The sequence below is a fragment of the Citrobacter amalonaticus genome (assembly GCF_018323885.1).
GTDB lineage: Bacteria > Pseudomonadota > Gammaproteobacteria > Enterobacterales > Enterobacteriaceae > Citrobacter_A > Citrobacter_A amalonaticus.
In genome coordinates this window covers 4,690,914-4,717,872 of sequence record NZ_AP024585.1, presented here as the reverse complement: position 1 = coordinate 4,717,872, position 26,959 = coordinate 4,690,914, and the positions used below count along the sequence as shown (strand labels likewise).

General features: G+C 50.8%; 24 protein-coding genes. 13 read left to right on the top strand and 11 right to left on the bottom strand.

What is annotated here, in order from left to right; translation table 11 throughout:
* Nucleotides 1-574 precede the first annotated feature (574 nt).
* The 12 genes from rpmH (at nt 575) to KI228_RS22210 (ending at nt 12,036) form a co-directional block, all read left to right on the top strand.
* Nucleotides 575-715 carry a 50S ribosomal protein L34 gene (gene rpmH, locus KI228_RS22265; protein ID WP_000831330.1) on the top strand — a complete coding sequence of 47 codons (141 nt, stop codon included), beginning with the start codon at nt 575-577 and terminating at the stop codon, nt 713-715.
* Between the two features lie 16 nt (nt 716-731).
* Nucleotides 732-1,091: a ribonuclease P protein component gene (gene rnpA / locus KI228_RS22260; RefSeq protein WP_000239725.1), complete on the top strand. Its 360-nt coding sequence runs from the start codon at nt 732-734 to the stop codon at nt 1,089-1,091.
* A complete protein-coding gene (gene yidD, locus KI228_RS22255; protein ID WP_001307474.1) occupies nt 1,055-1,312 on the top strand; it encodes a membrane protein insertion efficiency factor YidD in 258 nt (85 codons plus the stop codon). The genes rnpA and yidD overlap by 37 nt, the downstream gene beginning before the upstream one ends.
* Before the next feature lie 2 nt (nt 1,313-1,314).
* Nucleotides 1,315-2,961, top strand: a complete 1,647-nt coding sequence (gene yidC, locus KI228_RS22250) for a membrane protein insertase YidC (RefSeq protein WP_042323526.1) — start codon at nt 1,315-1,317, stop codon at nt 2,959-2,961.
* 193 nt (nt 2,962-3,154) lie between these two features.
* Nucleotides 3,155-4,519 (top strand): tRNA uridine-5-carboxymethylaminomethyl(34) synthesis GTPase MnmE, encoded by a 1,365-nt coding sequence (gene mnmE, locus KI228_RS22245; protein WP_042998736.1) that lies wholly within the window; start codon nt 3,155-3,157, stop codon nt 4,517-4,519.
* Between the two features lie 67 nt (nt 4,520-4,586).
* Complete coding sequence (locus KI228_RS22240; RefSeq protein ID WP_061069413.1) at nt 4,587-5,516, top strand: DUF7916 family protein; 930 nt, start codon at nt 4,587-4,589, stop codon at nt 5,514-5,516.
* A 144-nt stretch (nt 5,517-5,660) separates the two neighbouring features.
* On the top strand, nt 5,661-5,735 hold the full coding sequence (gene tnaC, locus KI228_RS24655) for a tryptophanase leader peptide (RefSeq protein WP_099433256.1): 75 nt from the start codon (nt 5,661-5,663) through the stop codon (nt 5,733-5,735).
* A gap of 243 nt (nt 5,736-5,978) precedes the next feature.
* Complete coding sequence (gene tnaA, locus KI228_RS22230) at nt 5,979-7,394, top strand: tryptophanase (protein WP_054177155.1); 1,416 nt, start codon at nt 5,979-5,981, stop codon at nt 7,392-7,394.
* 110 nt (nt 7,395-7,504) lie between these two features.
* Nucleotides 7,505-8,755, top strand: coding sequence for a low affinity tryptophan permease TnaB (gene tnaB / locus KI228_RS22225; protein WP_042998739.1), 1,251 nt, complete (start codon nt 7,505-7,507; stop codon nt 8,753-8,755).
* Nucleotides 8,756-9,023: 268 nt separating this feature from the next.
* Nucleotides 9,024-9,773, top strand: a complete 750-nt coding sequence (locus KI228_RS22220; RefSeq protein ID WP_044268139.1) for a 4'-phosphopantetheinyl transferase family protein — start codon at nt 9,024-9,026, stop codon at nt 9,771-9,773.
* A gap of 10 nt (nt 9,774-9,783) precedes the next feature.
* Nucleotides 9,784-10,350 carry an NADPH-dependent FMN reductase gene (locus KI228_RS22215; protein WP_044268144.1) on the top strand — a complete coding sequence of 189 codons (567 nt, stop codon included), beginning with the start codon at nt 9,784-9,786 and terminating at the stop codon, nt 10,348-10,350.
* Nucleotides 10,351-10,635: 285 nt separating this feature from the next.
* Nucleotides 10,636-12,036 (top strand): AAA-type ATPase lid domain-containing protein, encoded by a 1,401-nt coding sequence (locus KI228_RS22210; RefSeq protein ID WP_061069414.1) that lies wholly within the window; start codon nt 10,636-10,638, stop codon nt 12,034-12,036.
* Between the two features lie 41 nt (nt 12,037-12,077).
* On the opposite strand, the gene phsC is transcribed toward KI228_RS22210, so the two are convergent.
* From phsC to adeP, 5 genes are all read right to left on the bottom strand, one after another.
* A complete protein-coding gene (gene phsC / locus KI228_RS22205) occupies nt 12,078-13,685 on the bottom strand; it encodes a thiosulfate reductase cytochrome B subunit (RefSeq protein ID WP_052517422.1) in 1,608 nt (535 codons plus the stop codon).
* 8 nt (nt 13,686-13,693) lie between these two features.
* Nucleotides 13,694-14,110, bottom strand: coding sequence for a cytochrome c3 family protein (locus KI228_RS22200; protein WP_051642285.1), 417 nt, complete (start codon nt 14,108-14,110; stop codon nt 13,694-13,696).
* A gap of 1 nt (nt 14,111) precedes the next feature.
* Nucleotides 14,112-15,683, bottom strand: a complete 1,572-nt coding sequence (locus KI228_RS22195) for a flavocytochrome c (protein WP_043001783.1) — start codon at nt 15,681-15,683, stop codon at nt 14,112-14,114.
* 5 nt (nt 15,684-15,688) lie between these two features.
* A complete protein-coding gene (locus KI228_RS22190; RefSeq protein ID WP_061069415.1) occupies nt 15,689-17,395 on the bottom strand; it encodes an HAL/PAL/TAL family ammonia-lyase in 1,707 nt (568 codons plus the stop codon).
* Between the two features lie 305 nt (nt 17,396-17,700).
* Nucleotides 17,701-19,038 (bottom strand): adenine permease AdeP, encoded by a 1,338-nt coding sequence (gene adeP / locus KI228_RS22185; RefSeq protein WP_042998744.1) that lies wholly within the window; start codon nt 19,036-19,038, stop codon nt 17,701-17,703.
* A gap of 166 nt (nt 19,039-19,204) precedes the next feature.
* On the opposite strand from adeP, the gene yieH reads away from it, so the two are divergent.
* Nucleotides 19,205-19,870 (top strand): 6-phosphogluconate phosphatase, encoded by a 666-nt coding sequence (gene yieH, locus KI228_RS22180; RefSeq protein WP_042998745.1) that lies wholly within the window; start codon nt 19,205-19,207, stop codon nt 19,868-19,870.
* A gap of 82 nt (nt 19,871-19,952) precedes the next feature.
* On the opposite strand, the gene phoU is transcribed toward yieH, so the two are convergent.
* The 6 genes from phoU to glmS form a co-directional block, all read right to left on the bottom strand.
* On the bottom strand, nt 19,953-20,678 hold the full coding sequence (gene phoU / locus KI228_RS22175) for a phosphate signaling complex protein PhoU (protein WP_042998746.1): 726 nt from the start codon (nt 20,676-20,678) through the stop codon (nt 19,953-19,955).
* A 24-nt stretch (nt 20,679-20,702) separates the two neighbouring features.
* A complete protein-coding gene (gene pstB / locus KI228_RS22170; RefSeq protein ID WP_042998747.1) occupies nt 20,703-21,476 on the bottom strand; it encodes a phosphate ABC transporter ATP-binding protein PstB in 774 nt (257 codons plus the stop codon).
* Nucleotides 21,477-21,573: 97 nt separating this feature from the next.
* The gene (pstA, locus tag KI228_RS22165) at nt 21,574-22,464 is read right to left on the bottom strand and encodes a phosphate ABC transporter permease PstA (RefSeq protein WP_042998748.1); all 891 of its coding nucleotides are present in this window, start codon (nt 22,462-22,464) and stop codon (nt 21,574-21,576) included.
* Entirely contained in the window at nt 22,464-23,423 is a 960-nt protein-coding gene (pstC, locus tag KI228_RS22160; RefSeq protein WP_042323550.1) for a phosphate ABC transporter permease PstC, read from the bottom strand. The genes pstA and pstC overlap by 1 nt, the downstream gene beginning before the upstream one ends.
* Before the next feature lie 192 nt (nt 23,424-23,615).
* Entirely contained in the window at nt 23,616-24,656 is a 1,041-nt protein-coding gene (pstS, locus tag KI228_RS22155) for a phosphate ABC transporter substrate-binding protein PstS (protein ID WP_044268157.1), read from the bottom strand.
* Between the two features lie 318 nt (nt 24,657-24,974).
* The gene (gene glmS, locus KI228_RS22150; protein WP_042998750.1) at nt 24,975-26,804 is read right to left on the bottom strand and encodes a glutamine--fructose-6-phosphate transaminase (isomerizing); all 1,830 of its coding nucleotides are present in this window, start codon (nt 26,802-26,804) and stop codon (nt 24,975-24,977) included.
* Nucleotides 26,805-26,959 lie beyond the last annotated feature (155 nt).

Sequence of the window (26,959 nt, the reverse complement as noted above, 5' to 3'; positions counted from 1 at the left end):
TGACAAAGGCTGAAACATTCATGATTGTTGACGCACGTCGGCTAGACCCTATGCAAAGGGTGACGTGCGAATTGCTATCTGCAATTTTAACCCGATCAGGATCCTTTGAAACGATCGGGACCGCGGATCATAGCGTAAACTGCGCAAGAGATCTTCTGTTTCTCACAGATTCTTCCCGATTTATCCACAGGCCTTCACAGGACCGGATAAGTGTAAACGATCCTGGAGAAGTGCTGCACGATTTCGCCCGCATATTGGAAAAATTAATGAGTAAAGACGCTATACTGCTAAAACGATCTCATAAAGATCCCGAGCGATCCTTGCGCTTTGTTCATCAGCCCGTATAATCTTTCCCCCGTCGCGCGATGCCCGTAACACGGTGTCAACGCTGCCTGTTTTTCACGCGAAAACGTGCGGAAATACGCGGGAAATAAGGAAAGAGAATTGACTCCGGAGTGTACAATTATTACAATCCGGCCTCTTTAATCACCCACGCTGAGGCGTTAGTCGTTCGAAACTCGTTCGGGTATACGCAAAAGTCAGTGAATTTATTCAAGTTTAGGTAGAAATCGCCATGAAACGCACTTTTCAACCGTCTGTACTGAAGCGCAACCGTTCTCACGGCTTCCGTGCTCGTATGGCTACTAAAAATGGTCGTCAGGTTCTGGCACGTCGTCGTGCTAAAGGCCGCGCTCGTCTGACCGTTTCCAAGTAATAAAGCTAACCCCTGAGTGGTTAAGCTCGCATTTCCCAGGGAGTTACGTTTGTTAACTCCCGCTCATTTCACTTTCGTCTTCCAGCAGCCACAACGGGCTGGCACGCCGCAAATCACCATCCTCGGCCGCCTGAATTCGCTGGGGCATCCCCGTATCGGTCTTACTGTCGCCAAGAAAAACGTTCGACGCGCGCATGAACGCAATCGGATTAAACGTCTGACGCGTGAAAGCTTTCGTCTGCGTCAACACGAATTGCCAGCAATGGACTTCGTAGTGGTGGCGAAAAAAGGGGTTGCCGACCTCGATAACCGTGCTCTCTCGGAAGCGTTGGAAAAATTATGGCGCCGCCATTGTCGCCTGGCTCGCGGGTCCTGATAGCCCTTATTCGGGTCTATCAACGCCTGATCAGTCCGCTGCTTGGGCCGCATTGCCGTTTCACTCCAACGTGTTCAAGCTACGGAATTGAGGCATTGCGCAGGTTTGGAGTGATAAAAGGCAGTTGGTTGACGGTGAAACGCGTATTAAAATGCCACCCTTTACACCCTGGTGGTGACGATCCCGTCCCGCCCGGACCATTTGATACCAGAGAACACTAACGATGGATTCGCAACGCAATCTTTTAGTCATCGCTTTGCTGTTCGTGTCTTTCATGATCTGGCAAGCCTGGGAGCAGGATAAAAATCCGCAACCTCAGACCCAACAGACCACGCAGACAACGACCACCGCAGCGGGTAGCGCCGCCGACCAGGGCGTACCGGCCAGTGGCCAGGGGAAACTGATTACGGTTAAGACTGACGTGCTTGATCTGACCATTAACACCCGTGGTGGTGATGTGGAACAGGCCCTGCTGCCAGCTTACCCGAAAGAACTCGGTTCCAGCGAACCGTTCCAACTGCTGGAAACCACGCCGCAGTTTATCTATCAGGCTCAGAGCGGTCTGACAGGTCGTGACGGCCCGGATAACCCGGCTAACGGCCCACGTCCGCTGTACAACGTCGAAAAAGACGCCTTTGTACTGGCTGATGGTCAGAACGAACTGCAGATCCCGATGACCTATACGGATGCCGCGGGTAACACCTTTACCAAAACGTTTGTCCTCAAACGTGGCGACTATGCGGTTAACGTTAACTACAGCGTGCAGAACGCCAGCGAGAAACCGCTGGAGATCTCCACCTTTGGTCAGCTGAAGCAATCCATCAATCTACCGTCTCATCGCGACACCGGAAGCAGCAACTTCGCGCTGCATACTTTCCGTGGCGCTGCGTATTCCACGCCAGATGAGAAGTATGAAAAATACAAATTCGACACCATCGCGGATAACGAAAACCTGAACGTCAATGCGAAAGACGGTTGGGTGGCGATGCTGCAACAGTATTTTGCAACGGCATGGGTGCCACGTAACGACGGTACCAACAACTTCTATACCGCGAACCTGGGTAACGGCATTGCCGCTATCGGCTATAAATCTCAGCCGGTACTGGTTCAGCCGGGTCAGTCTGGCGCGATGACCAGCACCCTGTGGGTTGGCCCGGAAATTCAGGACAAAATGGCGGCCGTTGCACCGCACCTGGATCTGACCGTGGATTACGGTTGGTTGTGGTTCATCTCTCAGCCGCTGTTCAAACTGCTGAAATGGATCCATAGCTTTGTCGGTAACTGGGGCTTCTCCATTATCATCATCACCTTTATCGTTCGTGGCATCATGTACCCGCTGACTAAAGCGCAGTATACCTCCATGGCGAAGATGCGTATGCTGCAGCCGAAGATTCAGGCAATGCGTGAGCGTCTGGGCGATGACAAACAGCGTCAGAGCCAGGAAATGATGGCCCTGTACAAAGCTGAGAAGGTTAACCCGCTGGGCGGCTGCTTCCCGCTGATCATCCAGATGCCTATCTTCCTGGCGTTGTACTACATGCTGATGGGCTCCGTGGAACTGCGTCATGCGCCGTTCGCCCTGTGGATCCATGACTTGTCTGCACAGGACCCGTACTACATCCTGCCGATCCTGATGGGCGTAACGATGTTCTTCATCCAGAAGATGTCGCCGACCACCGTGACCGACCCGATGCAGCAGAAGATCATGACCTTTATGCCGGTCATCTTTACCGTGTTCTTCTTGTGGTTCCCGTCAGGTCTGGTGCTGTACTATATCGTCAGCAACCTGGTGACGATCATCCAGCAGCAGCTGATTTACCGTGGTCTGGAAAAACGTGGCCTGCATAGCCGCGAGAAGAAAAAGTCCTGATACTCTTCATTCTTCAAGCCGCAGGCGCGTTGGCTGCATTTGCTTGCCCCAGTCACTTACTTCAGTAAGCTCCTGGGGCTCACAAACTTGCCGCCTTCCTGCAACTTGAATTATTTCGAGTATTCACGTTAAAGTTAATGCCAGAGAAGGCGGTCATTAGACCGCCTTTTTTACATTTACGAAGAGACATATCATGAGCCATAACGACACTATCGTCGCCCAGGCAACCCCACCGGGACGCGGTGGTGTGGGTATTCTGCGCATTTCCGGCCTGAAGGCGCGTGAGGTGGCCGAAGCTGTTCTGGGCAAGCTGCCCAAACCCCGTTACGCCGACTATCTGCCGTTTAAAGATGCCGACGGTACCGCGCTGGACCAGGGGATCGCCCTGTGGTTTCCCGGCCCGAACTCGTTTACAGGTGAGGATGTGCTGGAACTTCAGGGACACGGCGGCCCGGTCATTCTCGACCTGCTGTTAAAACGCATCCTGACGCTGCCCGGCCTACGCATTGCCCGCCCCGGCGAGTTCTCTGAGCGCGCGTTTCTCAACGATAAACTCGACTTAGCCCAGGCCGAAGCGATTGCCGACCTGATTGATGCCAGTTCTGAGCAGGCGGCTCGTTCAGCGTTGAACTCATTGCAGGGAGCGTTTTCCACCCGCGTAAACCATCTGGTGGAAGCACTCACTCACCTGCGCATCTACGTAGAAGCGGCCATCGACTTTCCGGATGAAGAGATCGACTTCCTGTCGGATGGCAAAATTGAAGCGCAATTGAATGGCGTGATTGCCGATCTCGATGCCGTTCGCGCTGAAGCGCGTCAGGGCAGCCTGCTGCGTGAAGGGATGAAGGTGGTCATTGCCGGACGCCCTAACGCCGGTAAATCAAGCCTCCTGAATGCGCTGGCGGGCCGTGAGGCGGCCATTGTCACCGACATCGCCGGTACCACGCGCGATGTGCTGCGTGAGCACATCCATATCGATGGTATGCCGCTGCACATTATCGATACCGCCGGTCTGCGTGAGGCCAGCGACGAAGTGGAGCGTATCGGTATCGAACGGGCCTGGCAGGAAATTGAGCAAGCGGATCGCGTGTTGTTTATGGTCGATGGCACTACCACGGATGCCGTTGACCCGGCTGACATCTGGCCGGACTTTATCGCCCGTTTACCGTCAAAACTGCCCATTACCGTGGTACGGAACAAAGCGGATATCACCGGCGAACCGCTGGGCATCAGCGAGGTGAATGGTCACTCACTGGTTCGTCTTTCGGCGCGCACCGGTGAAGGCGTGGACGTACTGCGCAACCATCTCAAACAGAGCATGGGTTTTGATACCAACATGGAAGGAGGCTTCCTGGCCCGTCGTCGTCACTTACAGGCGCTGGCCGACGCCGCTGAGCATCTCCAGCAGGGCAAGGCCCAACTGTTAGGTGCATGGGCCGGTGAGCTACTGGCTGAAGAGCTCCGTCTGGCGCAGCAAAGCTTAAGTGAGATCACCGGTGAGTTTACCTCCGACGATCTGCTGGGAAGAATTTTCTCCAGCTTCTGTATCGGTAAGTAATCCCGTAGCCCTGAATTAACTGACGGTTAATTCAGGGCATTATCGTTTTATAAGAGGGTCTCTTTTTATGGAACATAAACGTTTACTTGACTGTAGTGCTTCTGATTTCGTGTGCATGGACAAAACGGCGCTGCTGTACGCAATCCGCGCCAGTGAAGGCCGCGTCCTGGTCAGTGAAACCATCGCCATTACCCAACCATTGCTCAATAACGTCACTAATGCCGAACTTGCCGCGTCGCAGGGGGCGGACATTCTGCTGATCAACATGTTCGATAGCGAAGCACCGCTAATCCAGGGAATGCCTGCCGGTACTGCACCGGATCAGACGTTGCATGAACTGCAGCGCCTGACCGGACGCATCATAGGCGTCAACCTTGAGGCCGTCGATCCTGAATTTGCCAGTGCGCATGATGACATCTGGAAGATGAAACCAGGCCGTGCCGCAACCGCAGAGAATGCTCGCAAACTGGTAGAAATGGGAGCGAAGATCCTGGTACTGACGGGAAATCCCAACAACGGCGTTAGCAATTTCGCTCTGGGAAAAGCGGTGAAAACGATCCGTGAGGCCGTTGGCGACAAGGCCATTATCATCACCGGTAAAATGCACGGCGCAGGGATTGTGCGGGAAAGCGGCAGCGCAATTATCAGTGAAAGTGACGTCGCCGCCTTTGCCGGACAGGGCGCAGATATCGTGCTTATTCCAGCACCAGGAACAGTACCGGGTATGAGCCAGCAAAAAGTAGAGTCGCTGATCGCGTGTGCACACGCGCACGGTGCGCTGGCAATGACGGCAATCGGCACCTCTCAGGAGGGCGCAGACGTCAGTACAATTCGCCAGATAGCCCTGATGAGTAAAATGGCAGGGGCGGATCTCCATCATATTGGCGATACTGGCTATATGGGAATGGCGTTGCCGGAAAATATACTGGCCTACAGCGTGGCGATTCGTGGCGTCAGACATACTTATACACGTATTGCCCGTTCGGTAAATCGCTAGCGGAATATTGTATTTTCTTGAATGATCCTTAATTAATTAAATGTTAATTTAACTGTGATTTTTATCACAGTTAAATTATTCTCTCATAGACAAATATTTTCATTGCCATAATGTAGCATTGTGTCTACAGAGGATAACTCAATCATGATTATCTTACATGCATACATCATTTCAAAATGGTTTAATGTTGACAATAAAATTGTCAATCATCACCCTTAAATTTCCCTGCCTTTATTTTGCCAGAACATAGGCTATTCGTAGTCTGTTCATTTGGCACATCTCAAACATAGCTCAATTTCTCATTGTGGTTGCATATCGCAACGCCACGTATGCCTGTTCGTTTTTTAAAACGAAAATACAGTCATGACTGGAATAAATGAGAGATGAATTATGCCGGGTATATTTATACCCGCGTGCAGACGTATTGAGTCAATACAGTGAAATAAATTAAAGGATTATGTCATGGATAACTTTAAACATTTACCAGAACCCTTCCGTATTCGTGTTATTGAACCGGTAAAACGTACAACGAGAGAACATCGGAATAACGCAATTATTAAATCCGGGATGAACCCTTTCCTGCTGGATAGTGAAGATGTCTTTATTGATCTGCTGACCGACAGCGGTACTGGCGCAGTGACACAGAATATGCAAGCAGCCATGCTACGTGGGGATGAAGCCTACAGCGGCAGCCGTAGCTATTATGCGTTATCTGAAGCAGTGAAAAACATTTTTGGTTATCAATATACAATTCCAACGCACCAGGGCCGCGGTGCAGAACAAATTTATATTCCGGTTCTCATCAAAAAACGTGAGCAGGAAAAAGGGTTAGACAGAAGTAAGATGGCGGTTTTCTCCAACTACTTCTTCGATACCACTCAGGGACACAGCCAAATCAACGGCTGCGCCGTGCGTAACGTGTACATCAAAGAGGCATTTGATACTGGTGTTCGTTATGACTTTAAGGGAAATTTCGATCTCGATGGATTAGAGCGCGGCATTCAGGAAGTCGGCCCCAACAACGTTCCGTATATTGTGGCGACCATTACCAGTAACTCTGCAGGCGGGCAACCGGTTTCATTAGCCAACCTGAAGTCCATGTATAATATCGCTAAAAAATATGACATTCCGGTAGTCATGGACTCCGCGCGCTTTGCCGAGAATGCGTATTTTATCCAGAAACGCGAAGCAGAATACCGGGACTGGAGCATCGAAGAAATTACCCGCGAGACTTACAAATATGCCGATATGTTGGCAATGTCCGCGAAAAAAGATGCGATGGTGCCAATGGGCGGCTTACTGTGCATTAAAGACGACACCTATTTTGACGTCTATACCGAGTGCAGAACCCTGTGCGTCGTACAGGAAGGCTTCCCGACATACGGTGGTCTGGAAGGCGGGGCAATGGAGCGTCTTGCGGTGGGTCTGGTGGATGGTATGAACCAGGACTGGCTGGCCTATCGTATCGCGCAAGTGCAATATTTAGTCGATGGCCTCGAGGCGATTGGCGTCACTTGCCAACAAGCTGGCGGCCACGCGGCCTTTGTCGATGCGGGTAAATTATTGCCGCACATTCCGGCAGAACAGTTCCCGGCTCAGGCTCTCGCTTGCGAACTCTATAAAGTGGCCGGTATCCGCGCCGTTGAGATTGGTTCATTCTTATTAGGCAGAGATCCTAAAACCGGTAAGCAATTACCTTGCCCGGCCGAGCTTCTGCGTCTAACCATCCCAAGAGCAACGTATACGCAATCTCATATGGACTTCATTATTGAAGCCTTTGAACACGTCAAAGAAAACGCGATGAATATTAAAGGGTTGACCTTCACCTACGAACCGAAAGTATTACGTCACTTCACCGCTAAACTGAAAGAAGTTTAATTATAAGCATCAGGGGGGTTATACGATGTAACCCCCCAGCGATAAATCCACTTCCTTTATATTGTTGCATAATTAAAACCTTATAGGTTCACTATAATTAATGAGGCATCATGGAAGAAAATTCGAATGCTAAACACTCCTCCTTTTGGGGGATTATGGTCATAGCCGGTACGGTGATTGGTGGGGGGATGTTTGCTCTCCCCGTTGATTTGTCCGGCGCGTGGTTTTTTTGGGGGGCGTTTATTTTAATAATCGCCTGGTTTTCAATGATGCATTCCGGACTCCTGTTATTAGAGGCAAATTTAAATTACCCCGTTGGATCCAGTTTTAATACCATTACTAAAGATCTTATTGGCAACAAATGGAACATTGTGAGTGGATTTACCGTTGCCTTTGTTCTCTACATTCTCACGTATGCCTATATTTCTGCTAATGGCGCCATCATTAGCGAAACGATCTCCATGAATATGGGATATCGCGTTAACCCCCGAATTGTTGGAATCTGTACTGCCATTTTTGTCGCCAGCGTGTTGTGGATCAGTTCACTGGCAGCCAGTCGAATTACCTCCTTGTTCCTCGGGATTAAAATCATCTCTTTTATTATCGTTTTTGGGTCATTCTTCTTCCAGGTCGATTTTTCTATACTGCGGGATACGGCAGGCCAGGCTCAAAACAACGTCTCTTACTTCCCCTATATTTTTATGGCATTACCGGTATGCCTGGCTTCATTTGGCTTTCACGGAAACATTCCCAGTCTGATCATCTGCTATGGCAAAAGAAAAGATAAATTAATTAAAAGCATTGTCTTTGGTTCTTTGCTGGCGCTGGTGATTTATCTGTTCTGGTTGTATTGCACCATGGGTAACATTACACGGGAAAGCTTCAGTGAGATCATTGCGTCGGGCGGTAATGTTGATTCATTAGTAAAATCATTTCTCGGCACCAGGCAAACCGGAATCATCGAATTTTGTCTGCTGGTTTTTTCAAACCTGGCCGTCGCCAGTTCCTTTTTTGGTGTGACTCTGGGGCTATTTGATTATCTTGCGGATCTGTTCAAATTCGACAATTCGGCAGTGGGACGTTTTAAAACCGTCTTGTTAACCTTCCTGCCTCCGGCGCTTTTATACTTAATCTTCCCGAACGGTTTTATCTATGGCATCGGCGGCGCAGGGCTGTGCGCAACGATATGGGCCGTGATCATCCCTGCGGTACTGGCCCTGAAAGCCCGCCAGAAGTTCCCCAATAAAATGTTTACCGTCTGGGGCGGTGTCTTTATCCCGACTATCGTGATCCTGTTCGGCGTAGCGGTTATTGTTTGCTGGTTCGGCAACGTCTTCAACCTGTTACCCCGATTCAGTTAAATTGCTGTTCCTCCATGCTGACATGCCGCCTCATTCAGGGCGGCATGTCAGTCAGGAATTCACTGTTGTCCAAATGGCAATTCGCCTTCTTCCCTGGGAGACCATCAAACAACCTCTCCTGACGCAAAAACAGCCAATCCGTACCAGGAAATGTAAATGCGCGTAAGGGAGGCTGATTCATTCGTACTTTTTGGCTATTTACTCTGTCTATAAACCGAGTAAATGTTACTCTCGTCATTATCACCGACCATTAATCATGGAGAGAAAAATGGCGACCCATTTTGCCAGAGGGATCCTGACGGAAGGACACTTGATTTCGATGCGCCTTCCGTCATCCTGCCATCATGAAGCACGAAGACTTCCCACACATCGCCAGACCCGTTTTCTGGCATCCCGAGGACTTCTCGCCGAGCTGATGTTTATGCTGTATGGCACGCTCGAGTTACCGGAAATCGTATACAAAGCCAAAGGCAAACCGGCATTTCGCGATAAAAATCTACCCAGCTTTTCCATCGCCTATGCCGGTAATATGGTCGGTGTTGCGCTGACAACCGAAGGGGAATGCGGACTGGATATGGAACTCCAGCGCGCCCCCCGTGGATTTATTAGCCCCCATACCGCCGACGTCCCGACCTTCTCCAGCAACGAAAGCCTGTGGATCAGCAAGCAAAACGATCCGGACGAAGCGCGCGCACAGATGATCACCTTACGCCAGAGCGTCCTGAAACTGACGGGTGACGTCCGCAACAACGATCCGCATGAACTGCAATTGCTGCCAGTCTCCGGGCGTCTGAAATGTGCCCGTGTTGCTCAGATTGAGGCTATTTGCGATGCCGAAGACCTGCTGGTGTGGTCAGTTGCGGTTACGCCAGCCATTGATAAACTTCAACTTTGGGAGTTTGATGTTAAGCAGGGCTGGAAAAGCCTGCCTGATATCCAGACCCGCGCGAATGCGCCGACGGGTCGTCTGATGCGATTCGCGCAATTATCTGCCGCGACGTCTTATACGCACAACTGATGGAGTTACCATGTCTGAAACGTTGAATGTTGTTACGTTACTGGGAAGCCTGCGCAAAGGTTCGTTTAACGGTATGGTTGCCCGTACGCTGCCGAAAATCGCCCCGGCGGGTATGAAAGTCAGTGCGTTACCGTCTATCGGTGATATCCCGCTTTACGATGCTGACGTGCAGCAGGAAGAGGGGTTTCCGGCAAGCGTCGACGCGCTGGCTGAGCAAATTCGCCAGGCTGATGGCGTGGTTATCGTTACGCCGGAATATAACTATTCGGTACCGGGTGGTCTGAAGAACGCCATCGACTGGCTGTCACGCCTGCCCGATCAGCCGCTTTCAGGCAAACCGGTGCTCATCCAGACCAGCTCGATGGGGGCGATTGGCGGCGCGCGCTGCCAGTATCATCTGCGTCAGATCCTGGTTTTCCTGGATGCCATGGTCATGAACAAGCCGGAATTTATGGGTGGCGTGATACAGAACAAAGTAGACCCGCAGACGGGTGAAGTGATTGACCAGAGTACGCTGGACCATCTAACCGGCCAGCTCACCGCGTTTGGTGACTACATCCAGCGCGTGAAGGCCTGATAACAAAACTTGCCGACTACTCTTAAATAATCCAGTAAGCGCTTATGCATCTGGATTATTTTCTTATTATTATTTGCGTAAATCTGTCTATAAATCACTGTTGTCTGTTTTTTCCCCTTCATTATTGTGCCATAGTGTTACCAGCATTGCTGTTGCAATAAAATCAATAAATATATCTAATATTTTTCCGACATTTTGTCTACCGTGAACAATGGATATACCATGGACAGGACATTTTCACATCTAAGGACCGCATTATGTAGCAGTACACAACTGGAGAAATCCATGCATGCCTGCTTACAGTCGATACCTGACTCAATTGTTTGTGATGGTATTTTCTTTAACTATTATCGAAGTGATATTCGCTGTATCCAGTTTTTAGCATTAGCGACACACAAAACAGCGCGACTGAAACGAGATATCATCCCGATCCCTGAAGTTATAGCCAAGCAATTCAATCACTCAGATAACTTCTCTACCCAAGTTATCGATACTCTGAGCCAATGTCCGCTGACTGAATATGTCGTTAACACCTGCTTTCGTAATATCAAATCTCTGATCCTGATGCGTATGCACCTGGATGGTCTACGGCTTGGCGCGATGGGTATATTTAGCCACCGGACTGATGCTTTTACACCTCAACATGCTGAATTATTCGAATCAGTACGGGGAGAACTCTCCTTACTGGCCTTTATTGCCCTTTCTCGACATAACCTTTTATTAAATAATACGCCTCCTTCTATTCCCGGACTAACTATTGCAGAAGAGAGCGAAAAATTTGTCGTTAGTCAAAATAATCTTCCTCTTTTTCAGTTGTACCATTCATTGAAAAGGTTGGCAAACAGTGAATTGCCTGTTTTATTACTGGGAGAGAAAGGGGTTGGAAAAAACTCACTTGCTTCCGAGCTTCAGCAACAACGTTCAACGCGCAGTGGTTATTATGGATTGATTAGTCCTCAGGGGCAGTTGATCGTCATGAAAAATGGTGTCCTGAACCGCACTATAACTATTGATTTCAACACCCCCCCTAACATGGCTTCATTTCTAATCTTGCATCAGGGATCTTTACTGATAAAAGAAATAAATTCTTTTCCGGATCGTTGGCAAACATTTTTACTGGCACTGCACTCAAATTACAGCGAGTATTGCCAGCTACAGATTATTGCCATACAAACACTTCCATTTTCAATGGTAAACAACACACTTAATCACGATATATCCACTCACTATCTGACAAACCAATATTATGCAAATACCCTTTGTCAGGTCGTTACATTGCCACCGTTGCGGCATCGCTATGATGATATTCCTCTGCTGCTGACCTACTACCTGAGGAAGCTATCAAGCCAGTATAGACGCACCTCTTTACCTGTACTGGGTGATGATTCACTACGCTTATTATTGAAGTATCACTGGCCGGGCAACATTACGGAATTGATAGGATTATTAGAAAATGCGTTTTTCCGTTGCACAGGCAATGAGTTACACATTGTCCTACCAAAAGAGAGAAATGCGATAACCATCCCTCCGCTTGATGACGCAATGCGCCAACATATCCAAATGGCGTTACAACAAAGTCAGGGGAAAATATCAGGCAAAGGCGGTGCAGCAGAGTTACTTGGTGTTAACAGCAACACGCTATACAGCAAAATGAAGAAACTGGGCATTGTGGTGAAAGAAAAATAATCTGACGTCCCCTTCTCTCTTCAGGAAAAGGGGAGCAGTCTTTATTTTTGCTTTCTGGCGCGATGGAAACCGTCGAGCATACCTTTAATCAGTGCCCCCGGCGTATCCCCTGTACTACTTAAATAGAGATGCACGATGATAAATGCCACCATCACGACAGCCAAAGCGTAATGGAGCCAAGCCACAACCTGCTTACCAGGTAACGCAAACAGAGTTTCTGGCGTATAACCGGGATACATCATCAGTAATCCGGTCACAATGAGCAGCGGCAATAACAGGAACATCACACCAATATAGCCCAGTTGCTGGAGAATATTGAATTTAGCCGCTGGCGACGCATGCTCCGGGTGAGGTTCTCCACGGAAAATACCATACAGGTAGTAGCGGGTCTGACGGATAAGCCGCCCTGTAATACCTTGCCAGCGCACCTGATAATGGTGCCCGTTGCCACACATCGAAACCAGGATAAAACCCAGCCATATAACACACAGCGATATCCCTGCAATATTGTGCACATCAACCCACAGCGAGAATCGCGCACTCACCCAATGCAAGGCACAGCCGCTGATAATTAGCGCGGCAAAACAGAGTGCGTTCAGCCAGTGCCAGCAGCGAACAGGCAGCGTATAGAGATAACTTTTCTCCAGCGGCATATCTGTCTTACGACGCGACATGATTAGCCGCCCCAAACCATGACAGAGTAGCAACACTACGAAGCCGCTCAGCGCCCAGGCAATGAAGCGATCGGCCTGACCACTGCCGTTATTACCAATCATGTAGGTATCGGTAAATAACACACCATCTATCTGACGAACTGCGGGAACAGGAGGCGCCACCGCCGTCAGTTTTTCTCTAAGAGATACATCATCAAATAACCCTTTCCCTAACAAGCTACCTGCCATGGCATTTTCATCAGGCGCAAACGTTTTCCGCCGAGCGGTAAGCAGCATTCCGTCGCCATGACACTGTACACAGCTGATGGCTTTTGAAGCAGGCAGAATACGATGCAAAGTGCTATCCGCCGCATCGGCATGGCAGTCAATGCAGCGTAAACTGTTGAGATGTTCAGAAGCATAAGGCAGCGCAGAGTGTGCCATATCCTGAGATGTTGAGCTTTTCCCACCGGACAGGTGCATAAAGACTCCCGCCCGCGAATGACAATTCGTGCACATCAAATTGTCGTCGGCAACCCGTTGTTTACCCGGATGGTTTAGCTCTCCCGCCGTCATGGTGTGCGCGTTATGGCATGAGGTACAAGAGAAGAGTCCTTTGGCTATCTTTTCACTGTGGGCGCTCTGCTGTACGGCATGCACCGTATCGCGCATGACCACGCCATGACAACTTTCGCAGTTTTGGTCGTCGCCAGGCTTCAGAACATGCGGGGTGACAGAAAATCCCTCGCTTCCGGGTTGGCTCTGATGGCAGGCGATACACGGCACTTCACCATGCACGCTGTCGTGATATTTATCGGCGGAGACAACTAAATTCACCTGTACTTTGTCCGTCGAGATCCCCTGAATATCGCTATCAGCGTGGCATGCCAGACAAGGTTGATTGAGTTGCGCTGTCGGCACTGGCGCACAATATCCCGACAGGGGTATCCATCCCACCAGCAGAAAGAATAGTCCTCTTGTTAATAATCCGCGCATGATATCTCTCATGGCTTCATATCCGGATATTTAAAGAGATGGCAATTATTACAATAAATTACCGAGGGTTTATGTTCGTTATGACAAGCGGTACAAGGAACATCTTTGCCGTAATGCATTGAATCATGCGGGTTGGGCTCTGCATTATTGTCATGCGGATTGGGTTGCGTTAGTCCGGCAATCTGGTCGCGCGAACCGTGGCAACTCAGGCAAGATTTATCATTCGGTGCCGCTACAGGCGTGCTGGAACCGTGACATAACTGACATGATGTATTGCGTCCGGTGGCTTCCAATGAATGGTGATAAGGCTTGACGTTCATTGCATTCAGTTGCTGATGAAAAGCAGCTTCGTCGTCAGTCGCAGCGATGACCTGGGAAAAACCACCAATACACAGCAACAGCATGGCTATCCATAATTTTGCCATATTAAATTCCCTCAACGTCAAAGGCTTCATCCGCAGCAGTCGCTGAGGCAACGCTAAGCCCCGCAATCCGGCCAAAAACCAGGCAATCCGCAACGGCGCAACTCCCCAGACGACTTCCACCATGTGAACCTGCTGTCGCTTCTCCGGCAGCGTACAGGCCGGGGATAGGTTTGCTATCAGCCGCATTGAGTACCTCTGTGCGCATACTGATCTGCACCCCCCCCATGACGTAGTGCACTTTAGGCCACACGCGTACAGCAACAAATGGCCCTTTGTCTAACGGAACCGCACGACTCACATCTTTTTTCATGCGATCGCCGCCTTTGCGCGCAACGGCCGCATTGTAGGTCTCCACTTCTTCTTGCAGTGTGTCGAAAGGTATGCCGAAATGCGCCGCCAACTGATCCAGTGAGTCAAACTGCCAGGCGACACCATAATGCAAGGCATGTTTCAGGCTTTGAGCCAGTTTAGCGCCTTCAAGCGTGGTGAAGCAGATGGGATAAAGTGGATCCCCTTTCTCATCCACCTGCGCCAGAATCCCCTCTTCACGCTCTTTGCGATCGGCAAGCTCATTTGTGAAACGATGACCAGAACGCGGGTTAACCATAATTCCGTTAGGAAAACCTGAGATGGTATTGAACTGCGAAACGTAGCCAAATCCGCGTTCGTCTGGCGAAGACCAGGGGCCTAGCTGGATAAGATCAAGCTGCACTGGCGTTGCGCCAATACGTAGCATTTGCACCAGACATTCCGATGTAGCGCCAGGGTGGTTGGTGGAGTCGACACGCTCATCCAGCATGGGGTTTTGCATTTTACGAAAACGCAGATCATTGGAAAAACCGCCAGAACACATCACCACGCCGTAACGCGCGCCGTAATGCCTTATCTTGCCGCTCTGTTCATCCGGGAAACGATAGCCGTCACGTACCGTCAGACCGATAACACGTCCTTGCGAATTTTGCAGGAAAGATTCCAGCTTGCATTGGGCGCGAAAAACAACGCCCATTTTCATGGCGGACTCTTTTAGCGGCCGAGTGATCCCCGCCCCAGAACTCTCTACCGTTTGCAACGTACGAGGGACAGAGTGACCGCCAAAATGCTGTACGAACGGTTTATATTTTACGCCGTGTTGTAGGGTAAACTCATATGCAGCGGTCGTGTTGTTAACGAGAATCTTCAACTGATCTTTATCATTTAGCCCACGTCCAGCTTTCAACATGTCCTTAAACATCAACTCTGGTGAATCGACGATCCCTTCTTTTTTCTGCACAGTCGATCCGGCTACGGCAACCGCACCGCCGTTAATCGCTGAGTTGCCACCAAAAACAGGCATCTTTTCAATCACCAGCACGCTGCGGCCAGCCTGAGCGGCTTCAAGTGCAGCAGCTAGTCCGGCAAAGCCGCTTCCGACAACGATCACATCATAGACTTTATGGTAACGAACCGACGAAGCCGGGGCGCAGTTATCCTGCGCCATCACCTTTCCAGTCAGCGCCGTAAGTGCGCCGCCGGTCGCCAGGAGGGTACTTTTCGTCAAAAAGGCTCGCCGCGACGCATTAACGGTTTTTTTCATTGTCGTCATTTGCTCCCTGCTTGCGTACTGACCAGGGAACCGGAAGGAAACGATGCGACTAACGCGGATGAATCAGCAATGTTGTCAGTAAAAATCCTATCCTGCACAACAAACGGTACTTTTTCACGATAGGCGGCAAAGAGTTTTCCAGTCATCTCACCCAACTTCAGGTCAGGATTTTTCTGTTTCCGTAGATCGACAGCCTGACTGGCGTGCAACAGTTCCAGACCATAAATGCTGCGCATATCATCCACGATTTGACTCAATCGCTTGGACGCCTGGAGATTGTTGGTGTAGGTATCCTCAATCGTTCCCGCCATCGGTTGCCCATCCAGTGATACTGGGTTAACCAAGTCGCGAATATCCGCCAGTAACGCAACCTGTGGCTTCTGAATAGCGCCGAAGGCATGTCCCTGCTGATTGGTGTCGGAAGCGAGGAAACGACTCAGTCCGGTGAAATGATCGTCAGATAAATGCAAAGTGCGCTGAACGCTGTTATGCGCCAGATGTCCCATCGCCAAAGACAGATTCTGAATCGCCAGCGCCAGAGGTAGCGGTTCAAAATTAGAGGTCGGGAAAATCGCGCCGCTGAGGGTTTCGCCATTGGCCCCTTTTGCGCTCACGAAATACTGCTCAACCTGGCTATTTTCCGCCAACGAACGATCGGCATTTACGATTACCGCGGGGTTGTCGTCCGAGCTGTTCATCTGGATTTCCAGCATTTGCCAAGCTTCATTCCATTCGCGACGCGCTTCATTAAGCACAAATACCGTCGTACGGAAAGAGAGCGGGTCCTGCAAAGGACGTCCATCCTGATGTTGCCAGAGATAAGAACCCGTGAGCACAGTTCGAATCGTTCCGGCAGTATCCTGAATGCCAGGGAAAGGTCTAACGCTTAAACTCTGGTGCAGGAATGGCGCAACGTTGCCATTTAGCGCTTCCAGCGATAAACCGAACACCGCCGGGGTGACGTTAATAATCTGTCTGGACTCCAGAAGAGCCTGCGCAGAATAAGCTGTTGATACTGCATTGGAAGAAAGAATCGACAGCGCATCTTTGCCGAGCGGTTCCAGCTTATCAATACCCGCCTGTTTCAGCGCTTTTGCCGAATCCATCTCGACGCCTTTTACGCGAACGCGCCATTCACCAATCATCACATCGCCGATATGAGAGGCAAGCGTGATATCAGCTTCACCCACAGAGCCCTGTGAGGGCACGACGGGGGTAATGTGCTTATTGAGAAACTGCTGATACATTTTGGCAACCTGCGGTTGGGCACCAGTATTTCCCGTTAACATCGTATTCAGGCGAATCACCATAGCCAGACGCACCAGTTCATCCGGCATGTCTGGACCAACGCCCGCCGCATGCGCATGCAGCGCATTGATATTAAACTCACGAGAGGCCTGAATAACCTCCGGAGTCAGTTTTCCATGCGCATCAAACAAAGATTTATCTTTATTGAGTCCCACACCTACCGTCAGTCCGTAAACGGGAACGCCTTTTCCGGCAGCAATCATTAAAAGTTTATTGGCTTTATCGACGCGATCCATCGCAGTGGCAGCGATCTCAACCTGTTTTTCCCCCTGAGCAATGGCCCAGGCATCATCCAGTGTTAATGAATGACCATCCAGCGTCACGCTGGTGGTAGCGCTTGCGAATAGCGGAAAAAACAGAGAGATACAGAACGTCGCAATGACAGTTTTCTTCATTTCGAAACTCCTTTTAATAGAGATAAGAAACAGTAACGAAAAATGCCTGTGCGAAAGTTGAAATACCCCCTGCATTTACTATGGCTATTTTTGATATTTCAAAAAAACCAAAGTAAAAACATTTCAATCTGTTAACAGATAATTCACCAGAAGAAACCACAACTCGCTAAAACATGGTCATAAATTACAGAGGTTATTTATTCGCAGAGAGATAATTTTCAAGCTTGATATTTTGGGACAGGAATAAAAGACTATCAGACAGGAAATGCTTCAGCCTTGATAACAAAGCTGAAGCATGTTCTACATTAGTGCGCGTCGATAAACACAATCTTCAGCACAAACAGCAGCGCCACAACGACCACGCACGGGCTCAGCTCACGCAGACGACCGGTACCGATTTTCATCACACAGTAAGAGATAAAGCCCAGCGCGATCCCTTCGGTAATGGAGAAGCTGAACGGCATCATCACGGCAGTGATAAACGCCGGTACAGATTCAGTGAGATCGTCCCACTTCACGCGCGCCAGACTGGACGTCATTAACACACCGACGTAAATCAGCGCGCCTGCAGCCGCATAGCCCGGCACCATCCCCGCCAGCGGTGACAGGAAGATCACCAGCAGGAACAGCAGACCAACCACCACCGCGGTCAGGCCAGTACGCCCCCCAACAGAAACGCCGGAAGAGGACTCGATATAAGCAGTGACGGAAGACGTACCGATAAATGCCCCGGTCACAGAGGAGACGCTATCGACAAACAGCGCCTGCTTCATGCGCGGAAATTTCCCTTTTTCATCCGCCAGACCGGCTTTATCAGTTACGCCGATCAATGTGCCGGAGGAGTCAAACAGGTTAACCAGCATGAAGGAGAAAATCACCCCAGCCAGACCAATGTTAAACGACCCCGCCAGATCGACATGCCCAATCACCGACGAGACGCTCGGCGGCGCAGAGACAATGCCGTTATAGTGCACATCACCCAGCATCCAGCCCAACAGCGTAGTGACGATGATGGATACCAGCACGGCGGCGTGAATATTACGTGACGCCAGGATAGCGATGATAAAGAAACCGAGCACGCCCAGCAGGACGCTATGGGAGGTCAGATTACCAATGCTGACCAGCGTTTCCGGATTCGCAACGATGACACCCGCGTTTTTAAGCCCCATCATGCCGATGAATAGACCGATACCGCTGGTGATCCCCACGCGCAGACTGACCGGGATATTGGCAATCATCCAGTAACGCACGCGGAAAATAGTCAGCAGCAGCAGACCGACGGCACCCCAGAAAATAGCCCCCATACCGACCTGCCACGACAGGCCCATCGCGCCAACCACAACGAAGGCAAAGAACGCATTCAGCCCCATCGCGGGCGCCAGTGCCACCGGCAGGTTAGCGAACAGCCCCATCAGAATGCTGCCGAACGCGGCAATCAGACAGGTGGTCACGAAGACGGCGCTGGTGTCCATGCCAGCAACGCCCAGAATTTGCGGGTTAACAAAAACGATGTAAACCATCGTCAGGAAGGTGGTAAAACCGGCGATCACTTCGGTTCGTGCCGTTGTGCCATGTTCGCGCAGTTTGAACACGCGTTCCAGCATCCCCTGACCAGACGTCTGGGTTGTGTGTTGTTGACTCATTATCAATTTCCAAACAAGGAGGGAAAATTCGTCGCTATCCTATACCAAAATGCGACAATAGGGGGTGATTGTGTGAGGTTTTTTTCATTGAATTTGCTTATACGGCAACGATTGCGTTGCACAATCAGGCAGTACGTAAACGTTAAACTAGTGAAAAGGGAAAGGCATGTCCGGAATTGAAGCGGTATTTTTTGACTGTGACGGTACGCTGGTCGACAGTGAAGTGATCTGTTCCCGCGCGTACGTCGCAATGTTCCAGGAATTCGGTATCACCCTCGATCTCGAAGAAACTTTTAAACGCTTTAAGGGCGTAAAACTCTACGAAATCATTGATATCATTAACGAGGAGCATGGGGTGACGTTGGCCAAAGCCGACTTAGAACCCGTCTACCGCGCCGAGGTCGCACGCCTGTTCGACTCGGAACTGGAAGTGATCCCTGGTGCGAATACCTTGCTGGACAGCATGACGGTGCCGATGTGCGTGGTCTCTAACGGTCCGGTCAGCAAAATGCAACACTCGCTGGGTAAACTGGGCATGCTGCATCATTTCCCAGACAAACTGTACAGCGGCTACGATATTCAACGCTGGAAGCCCGATCCGGCGCTGATGTTCCACGCAGCAAAAGCGATGAACGTCAACGCACAGAACTGCATTCTGGTCGATGACTCTTCCGCTGGCGCGCAGTCAGGGATTGATGCGGGAATGGAAGTGTTCTACTTCTGTGCCGATCCGCACAACAAGCCTATCGAACATCCCAAAGTGACGACTTTTACCGATTTGGCACAGTTGCCGGCGTTGTGGAAAGCACGCGGCTGGAATATTACCCGGTAATTTTTGTAGGCCCGGTAAGCTTGCGCCACCGGGCAATTGCCGGATGGCGCTAACGCTTATCCGGCTTATTTTCTACGTTTTATCACTCTTTTGGATCTTTACCCGCCAGCAACTTATCCAGCTCATCGCCGCCCACGTGACGGAAATCCTGGCCCTTCACGAAGTAGAAGATGTATTCGCAGATATTCTGGCAGCGGTCGCCGATACGCTCGATAGAGCGCGCGCAGAACAACGCGGTTAACACGCTGGGAATGGTGCGGGAATCTTCCATCATGTAGGTCATCAGCTGACGCACGATCCCTTCGTATTCCTGGTCCACTTTCTTGTCTTCACGGTAGATACGCACTGCTTCATCCAGATCCATCCGCGCAAACGCATCCAACACGTCGTGCAGCATCTGTATGGTGTGACGCCCCAGTGACTCCAGGCTCACCAGCAGCGGCTGATGTTGCTGGGAGAACTTCTCCAGCGCGGTACGACAGATTTTATCCGCCACGTCGCCAATACGTTCCAGTTCGGCGATGGTTTTGATGATCGCCATCACCAGACGCAGATCGCTCGCCGTCGGCTGGCGCTTGGCGATGATGCGAACACAGGCTTCATCAATCGCCACTTCCATCATATTGACGTGCTTATCGCCATCAACAACGCGTTTCGCCAGCTCGCTGTCCTGATTGTGCATCGCGGTGATGGCATCAGAAAGCTGCTGCTCGACCATGCCGCCCATCGTCATTACCTGAGTGCGGATGCTTTCCAGTTCGGCGTTGAACTGACCGGAAATGTGTTTATTAAGGTTTAAATTGTCCATCATTTCTCCAGATGCCCGGGCATATCAACCGTAGCGGCCAGTAATGTAATCTTCGGTTTGTTTCTTCGCGGGCTTGGTGAACAGGTCGTCCGTGTTGCTGAACTCAATCAACTCGCCCAGGTACATAAACGCCGTATGATCGGAACAACGCGCAGCCTGCTGCATGTTGTGGGTCACGATCACCACGGTGTAATCCTGTTTCAGCTCGGTAATCAGCTCTTCGATACGACCGGTTGAGATCGGATCCAGTGCTGAGCACGGCTCATCCAACAGCAAGACTTCCGGGCGAATGGCGATACCTCGCGCGATGCACAGACGCTGCTGCTGACCACCGGAGAGAGAATATCCGCTCTGGTGCAATTTATCTTTGGTTTCATTCCATAGTGCGGCCTTGGTCAACGCCCACTGCACACGCTCGTCCATATCCGCCCGGGACAGCTTCTCAAACAGACGCACGCCAAAGGCGATGTTGTCGTAGATAGACATCGGGAACGGCGTCGGCTTCTGGAACACCATCCCGACTTTGGCACGCAGCAGGGCGATATCCTGGGTATTGGTGAGAATATTGTCACCATCGAGCAGAATTTCACCTTCCGCACGCTGTTCCGGGTAGAGTTCAAACATCTTGTTGAACGTACGCAACAGCGTCGATTTACCGCAGCCAGAAGGCCCGATGAATGCCGTTACCTGGTTCTTTGCAATATCCAGGTTGATGTTCTTCAGGGCATGGAATTTGCCGTAGTAGAAGTTCAAATCACGAACCTGAATCTTACCCGGAGCAGTATCAACCATACTCATTTTACTCTTTTCCTTATCATGCCTGATGGCGCTTCGCTTATCAGGCCTACAACAAATAGGTTCAACCGTAGGCCGCACGCCGCCATCCGGCAACGTGTTAACCGTGTTTACTCTTGGCGAAAATTACGCGCGCCAGAATGTTCAGCAGCAATACGCACAGCGTGATAATCAGCACCCCGGCCCACGCCAGTTGCTGCCATTCCGCAAACGGGCTCATCGCAAATTTAAAGATGGTGACCGGCAGGTTGGCGATCGGCTGCATCATGTCGGTACTCCAGAACTGATTGGAGAGCGCGGTAAACAGCAGCGGAGCGGTTTCACCTGCGATACGCGCAATCGCCAGCAGGATACCGGTCATGATCCCGGAGACAGACGCTTTCAGCGTAATCGCGGAGATCATTTTCCACTTCGGCGTCCCCAGTGCATAAGCCGCTTCACGCAGACTGTCCGGCACCAACTTCAACATGTTTTCGGTGGTTCGAATCACGATAGGCACCTGCAGCAGCGCCAGCGCAATCACGCCCGCCCAACCGGAGAAGTGCTCCATCTGCGCCACCACAATGGTGTACACGAACAGACCAACCACAATAGACGGGGCGGAAAGCAGAATGTCATTAATGAAGCGAATCACTTCCGCCAGCCAGGATTTGCGACCATATTCCGCCAGATAAATCCCGGCCATGATGCCCAGCGGCGTACCAAACACGGTTGCCCAGAGGATCAACAGACCACTGCCCGCCAGGGCGTTCGCCAGACCGCCACCCGCCGTGTTCGGCGGCGGCGTCATTTCGGTGAACAGCGCCAGCGACATCCCGTCGATACCACGGGAAATGGTGGACATCAGGATCCAGACGAGCCAGAACAGACCAAACGCCATCGTCGCCATAGAAAGCGTAAGGGCGATGCGGTTTTTCATCCGGCGCTTAGCCTGCATTTTGCGGCGGGATTCCGCCAGTTCCGCGCTGGTTTGCATTTCAAGCGTAGCCATTAGCGTGCCCCCTCGTTCTTCGCAAGGCGCAAAATCATAAACTTAGACGCTGCCAGCACGATGAAGGTAATCACGAACAGAATCAGACCCAGTTCCATCAACGCTGCAACGTGCAGGCCAGACTCCGCTTCCGCAAATTCATTCGCCAGCGCCGAGGTGATGCTGTTACCCGGCATATACAGCGATGCGCTGTCAAGCTGGTAGGTGTTGCCGATGATGAAGGTCACCGCCATCGTTTCACCCAGTGCTCGTCCCAGACCCAGCATGATGCCGCCAATTACCCCATTTTTGGTGAACGGCAACACGATGCGCCAGATAACCTCCCAGGTGGTACAGCCGATACCGTAGGCAGACTCTTTCATCATCACCGGCGTCTGTTCAAATACATCACGCATTACAGCTGCAATGTAAGGGATGATCATGATGGCGAGGATCACGCCAGCCGCCAGAATACCGATACCAAACGCCGGGCCGGAGAACAGCGCGCCAACAAACGGAATGTTGGAAAGGATATTACCGACCGGTTCCTGAAAATAAGTGGCAAACAGTGGAGCAAAGATAAACAGGCCCCACATGCCGTAGACGATACTCGGGATCGCCGCCAGCAGTTCAATCGCAATCCCCAGCGGACGACGCAGCCAGCCCGGCGCGAGTTCGGTCAGAAACAGGGCAATGCCGAAGCTCACCGGAACGGCGATCAGCAGTGCGATAAAAGAGGTGACCAGCGTACCGTAGATCGGTACCAGCGCCCCGTAGATATCGTTTGGCGCGTCCCAGTCTTTGGTCCACAGGAAAGAGAAACCAAATTTCTCAATGCTGGGCCAGGAGGAGATGATCAGAGAGACAATAATGCCACCCAACATCAATAGCACAATCAGCGCAGCCAGTTTTACCAGCGCGCTGAAGATTTTGTCACCCTTTTTACCCGGTGGGTTAAAAGCAGGCTTGGTTGCAGCCATAAATCACTCTTTAAGTTTGGGCCAGGAAGCGCGCATTTTATCGCGCTTCCTGGCTAACGTAATGCCATACCCTAAATAATTCGAGTTGCAGCAAGGCGGCAAGCTTGTGAATCCCCAGTCACATAGATTCACTATGTGACTGGGGTGAACAAACGCAGCCAACACAGCTGCGGCTCGAAGTATGACGGGTATTTAGTACAGCGCTTTACCGCTGCTGTCTTTCACATTGGTCTTCCATGCTGCACGGATCTGCTCTACCACGCTGTCCGGCAGGCTGGCGTAATCCAGGTCATTAGCCTGTTTGCCGCCATTTTTGTATGCCCAGTCGAAGAATTTCAGCACTTCAGCGCCCTGCTCAGGTTTCTTCTGCTCTTTATGAATCAGAATAAAGGTGGTGGAGGTAATCGGCCACGCATCATCACCTTTCTGGTTCGTCAGATCCTGTGCGAAGGATTTACTCCAGTCAGCGCCTTTCGCGGCGTTAGCGAAGTTCTCTTCAGTCGGACTAACCGGTTTACCGTCAGCAGAAACCAGCTTGGTGTATGCCAGGTTGTTCTGCTTAGCGTAAGCGTATTCAACGTAGCCGATGGAACCTGGCAGACGCTGTACGAACGCGGCGATACCGTCGTTACCCTTACCGCCCAGACCGGTTGGCCAGTTAACGGTAGAGCCAGCGCCCACTTTGGTTTTCCACTCTTCGTTCACTTTCGCCAGATAGCTGGTGAAGACGAAGGAGGTACCAGAACCATCGGCACGACGCACAACGGCGATGTTCTGAGAAGGCAGTTTCACGCCTGGGTTCAGTTTGGTGATGGCTTCATCATCCCACTTCTTGATTTTACCCAGGTAGATGTCACCCAGCGTTTTACCATCCAGCACCAGTTCGCCAGACTTCAGACCTGGGATGTTCACCGCCAGTACCACGCCGCCAATCACGGTCGGGAACTGGAACAGGCCTTCCTGATTCAGTTTTTCGTCAGACAGCGGCGCATCAGAGGCACCGAAATCAACAGTATTCGCTGTAATTTGTTTAACACCACCGGAGGAGCCGATACCCTGGTAGTTAACTTTACTACCGGTCTCTTTCTGATAAGTATCAGCCCATTTGGCATACACCGGCGCAGGAAAAGTTGCACCTGCGCCTGTCAGACTTGCTGCTGCTAATGCAGAGAAAGCGCTCATAGATAAGGTCGCGGCGACAACAGTTGCGACAGTGGTACGCATAACTTTCATAATGTCTCCTGCAAGATTTTCGTAAATCATTGTTAAGTGGCTACGATGAGCAAAATAGGACAAACAGGTGACAGTTAAATGTACGAAATATGACAGTTTTATGACAATGAAAATTTCCGTTAAATCAGAATGATTTTTTTCCTGTTTATCATTAAGTTAACTGAAAATATGACAATAGATTTTCAGGAAAATTTTCTTTTTGTGACACTGAAAAAAGTAGCTGAAGATGACGATTTGTCACAGTAAAACGTCGGGGAAATTGATTAAAAACAGCACAGGAATGAAAAAAAAGCCCCGCTTTCGCAGGGCATGAGTGTTTTACTCGACGGTAACTGATTTTGCCAGGTTACGCGGCTGATCCACGTCGGTACCTTTAATCAGCGCCACGTGATAAGCCAGCAGTTGCAGCGGCACGGTATAGAAGATCGGTGCAATCACCTCTTCCACATGCGGCATCTCAATGATGTGCATATTGTCGCTGCTGGCAAAACCGGCGTCCTGATCAGCGAAGACATACAGCTGACCGCCACGGGCGCGCACTTCTTCAATGTTGGACTTCAGTTTTTCCAGCAGTTCGTTGTTTGGTGCAACAACGATAACCGGCATATCGGCATCAATCAGCGCCAGCGGGCCGTGTTTCAGCTCACCTGCCGCATAGGCTTCTGCGTGTATATAGGAGATCTCTTTCAGCTTCAACGCGCCTTCGAGAGCGATCGGATACTGATCGCCACGGCCCAGGAACAGGGCATGGTGTTTGTCAGAGAAATCTTCAGCCAACGCTTCAATGCGTTTGTCCTGAGAGAGCATTTGCTCGATACGGCTCGGCAGCGCCTGCAGGCCATGAACAATGTCATGCTCAATGGACGCATCCAGACCTTTCAGACGCGCCAGTTTCGCCACCAGCATCAGCAGAACGGTTAACTGAGTGGTAAAGGCTTTCGTCGACGCCACGCCGATTTCCGTGCCGGCATTGGTCATCATCGCCAGATCCGATTCACGTACCAGAGAAGACCCCGGAACGTTACAGATGGCGAGTGAACCCAGATAGCCCAGTTCTTTCGACAAACGCAGGCCTGCCAGCGTATCCGCCGTTTCACCCGACTGAGACAGCGTGATCATCAGGCTATTACGGCGTACTGCTGATTTGCGGTAGCGGAATTCAGAAGCGATTTCGACGTCGCACGGAATACCGGCCAAAGATTCAAACCAGTAGCGAGAAACCATCCCGGAGTTGTAAGACGTGCCACACGCGATGATCTGGATATGCTCAACCTGAGACAACAGCTCGTTAGCTTTTGGCCCGAGTTCGCTTAAATCCACTTCGCCGTGGCTGATGCGCCCGGTCAGAGTGTTTTTAATCGCATTCGGCTGTTCGTAAATCTCTTTCTGCATGTAGTGGCGATAGATACCTTTATCTCCCGCGTCATATTGCAGATTAGATTCGATATCCTGACGCTTCACGTCCGCGCCAGTTTTATCAAAAATCGCGACGGAACGGCGAGTCACTTCCGCAATATCGCCTTCTTCCAGGAAGATAAAGCGACGGGTCACCGGCAGCAGCGCCAACTGATCGGAAGCGATAAAGTTTTCGCCCATTCCCAGACCGATAACCAGCGGGCTACCTGAACGTGCAGCCAGCAACGTATCTGGATGACGGGTATCCATGATTACCGTACCGTACGCGCCGCGCAGTTGCGGGATGGTACGCAGCACAGCATCACGCAGCGTACCGCCCTGTTTCAGCTCCCAGTGCACTAAGTGAGCAATTACTTCGGTGTCGGTTTCTGAAACGAAGGTATAGCCACGCGCTTTAAGTTCTTCACGCAGTGGTTCATGGTTTTCGATGATGCCGTTATGCACCACCACAATGTGTTCAGAAACATGCGGATGCGCGTTTGCTTCTGAAGGTTCGCCATGCGTAGCCCAACGGGTGTGAGCAATACCAGTACCGCCATGCAGCGGATGTTCTTCCGCAGCCTGAGACAGCATCTGTACTTTACCCAGACGACGCAGACGGGTCATATGACCTTGTGCATCTACCACGGCCAGACCCGCAGAGTCGTAACCACGGTATTCCAGACGACGTAAACCTTCGAGAAGGATTTCAGCTACATCACGTTGCGCGATAGCGCCAACAATTCCACACATAGTTTTTTATTCCGAATCAAGGCATTATGCCTGTCGTTGTCTTTCGACCTGTATGCCCGTATTTTCGGGCGCCCCGAGCCTTGTAGAGAGTGGGGTTATTTTTATAGGTACTGCTGGGGGGAAATATATTTTTATTTCCTCATCCGGGTTGGCCT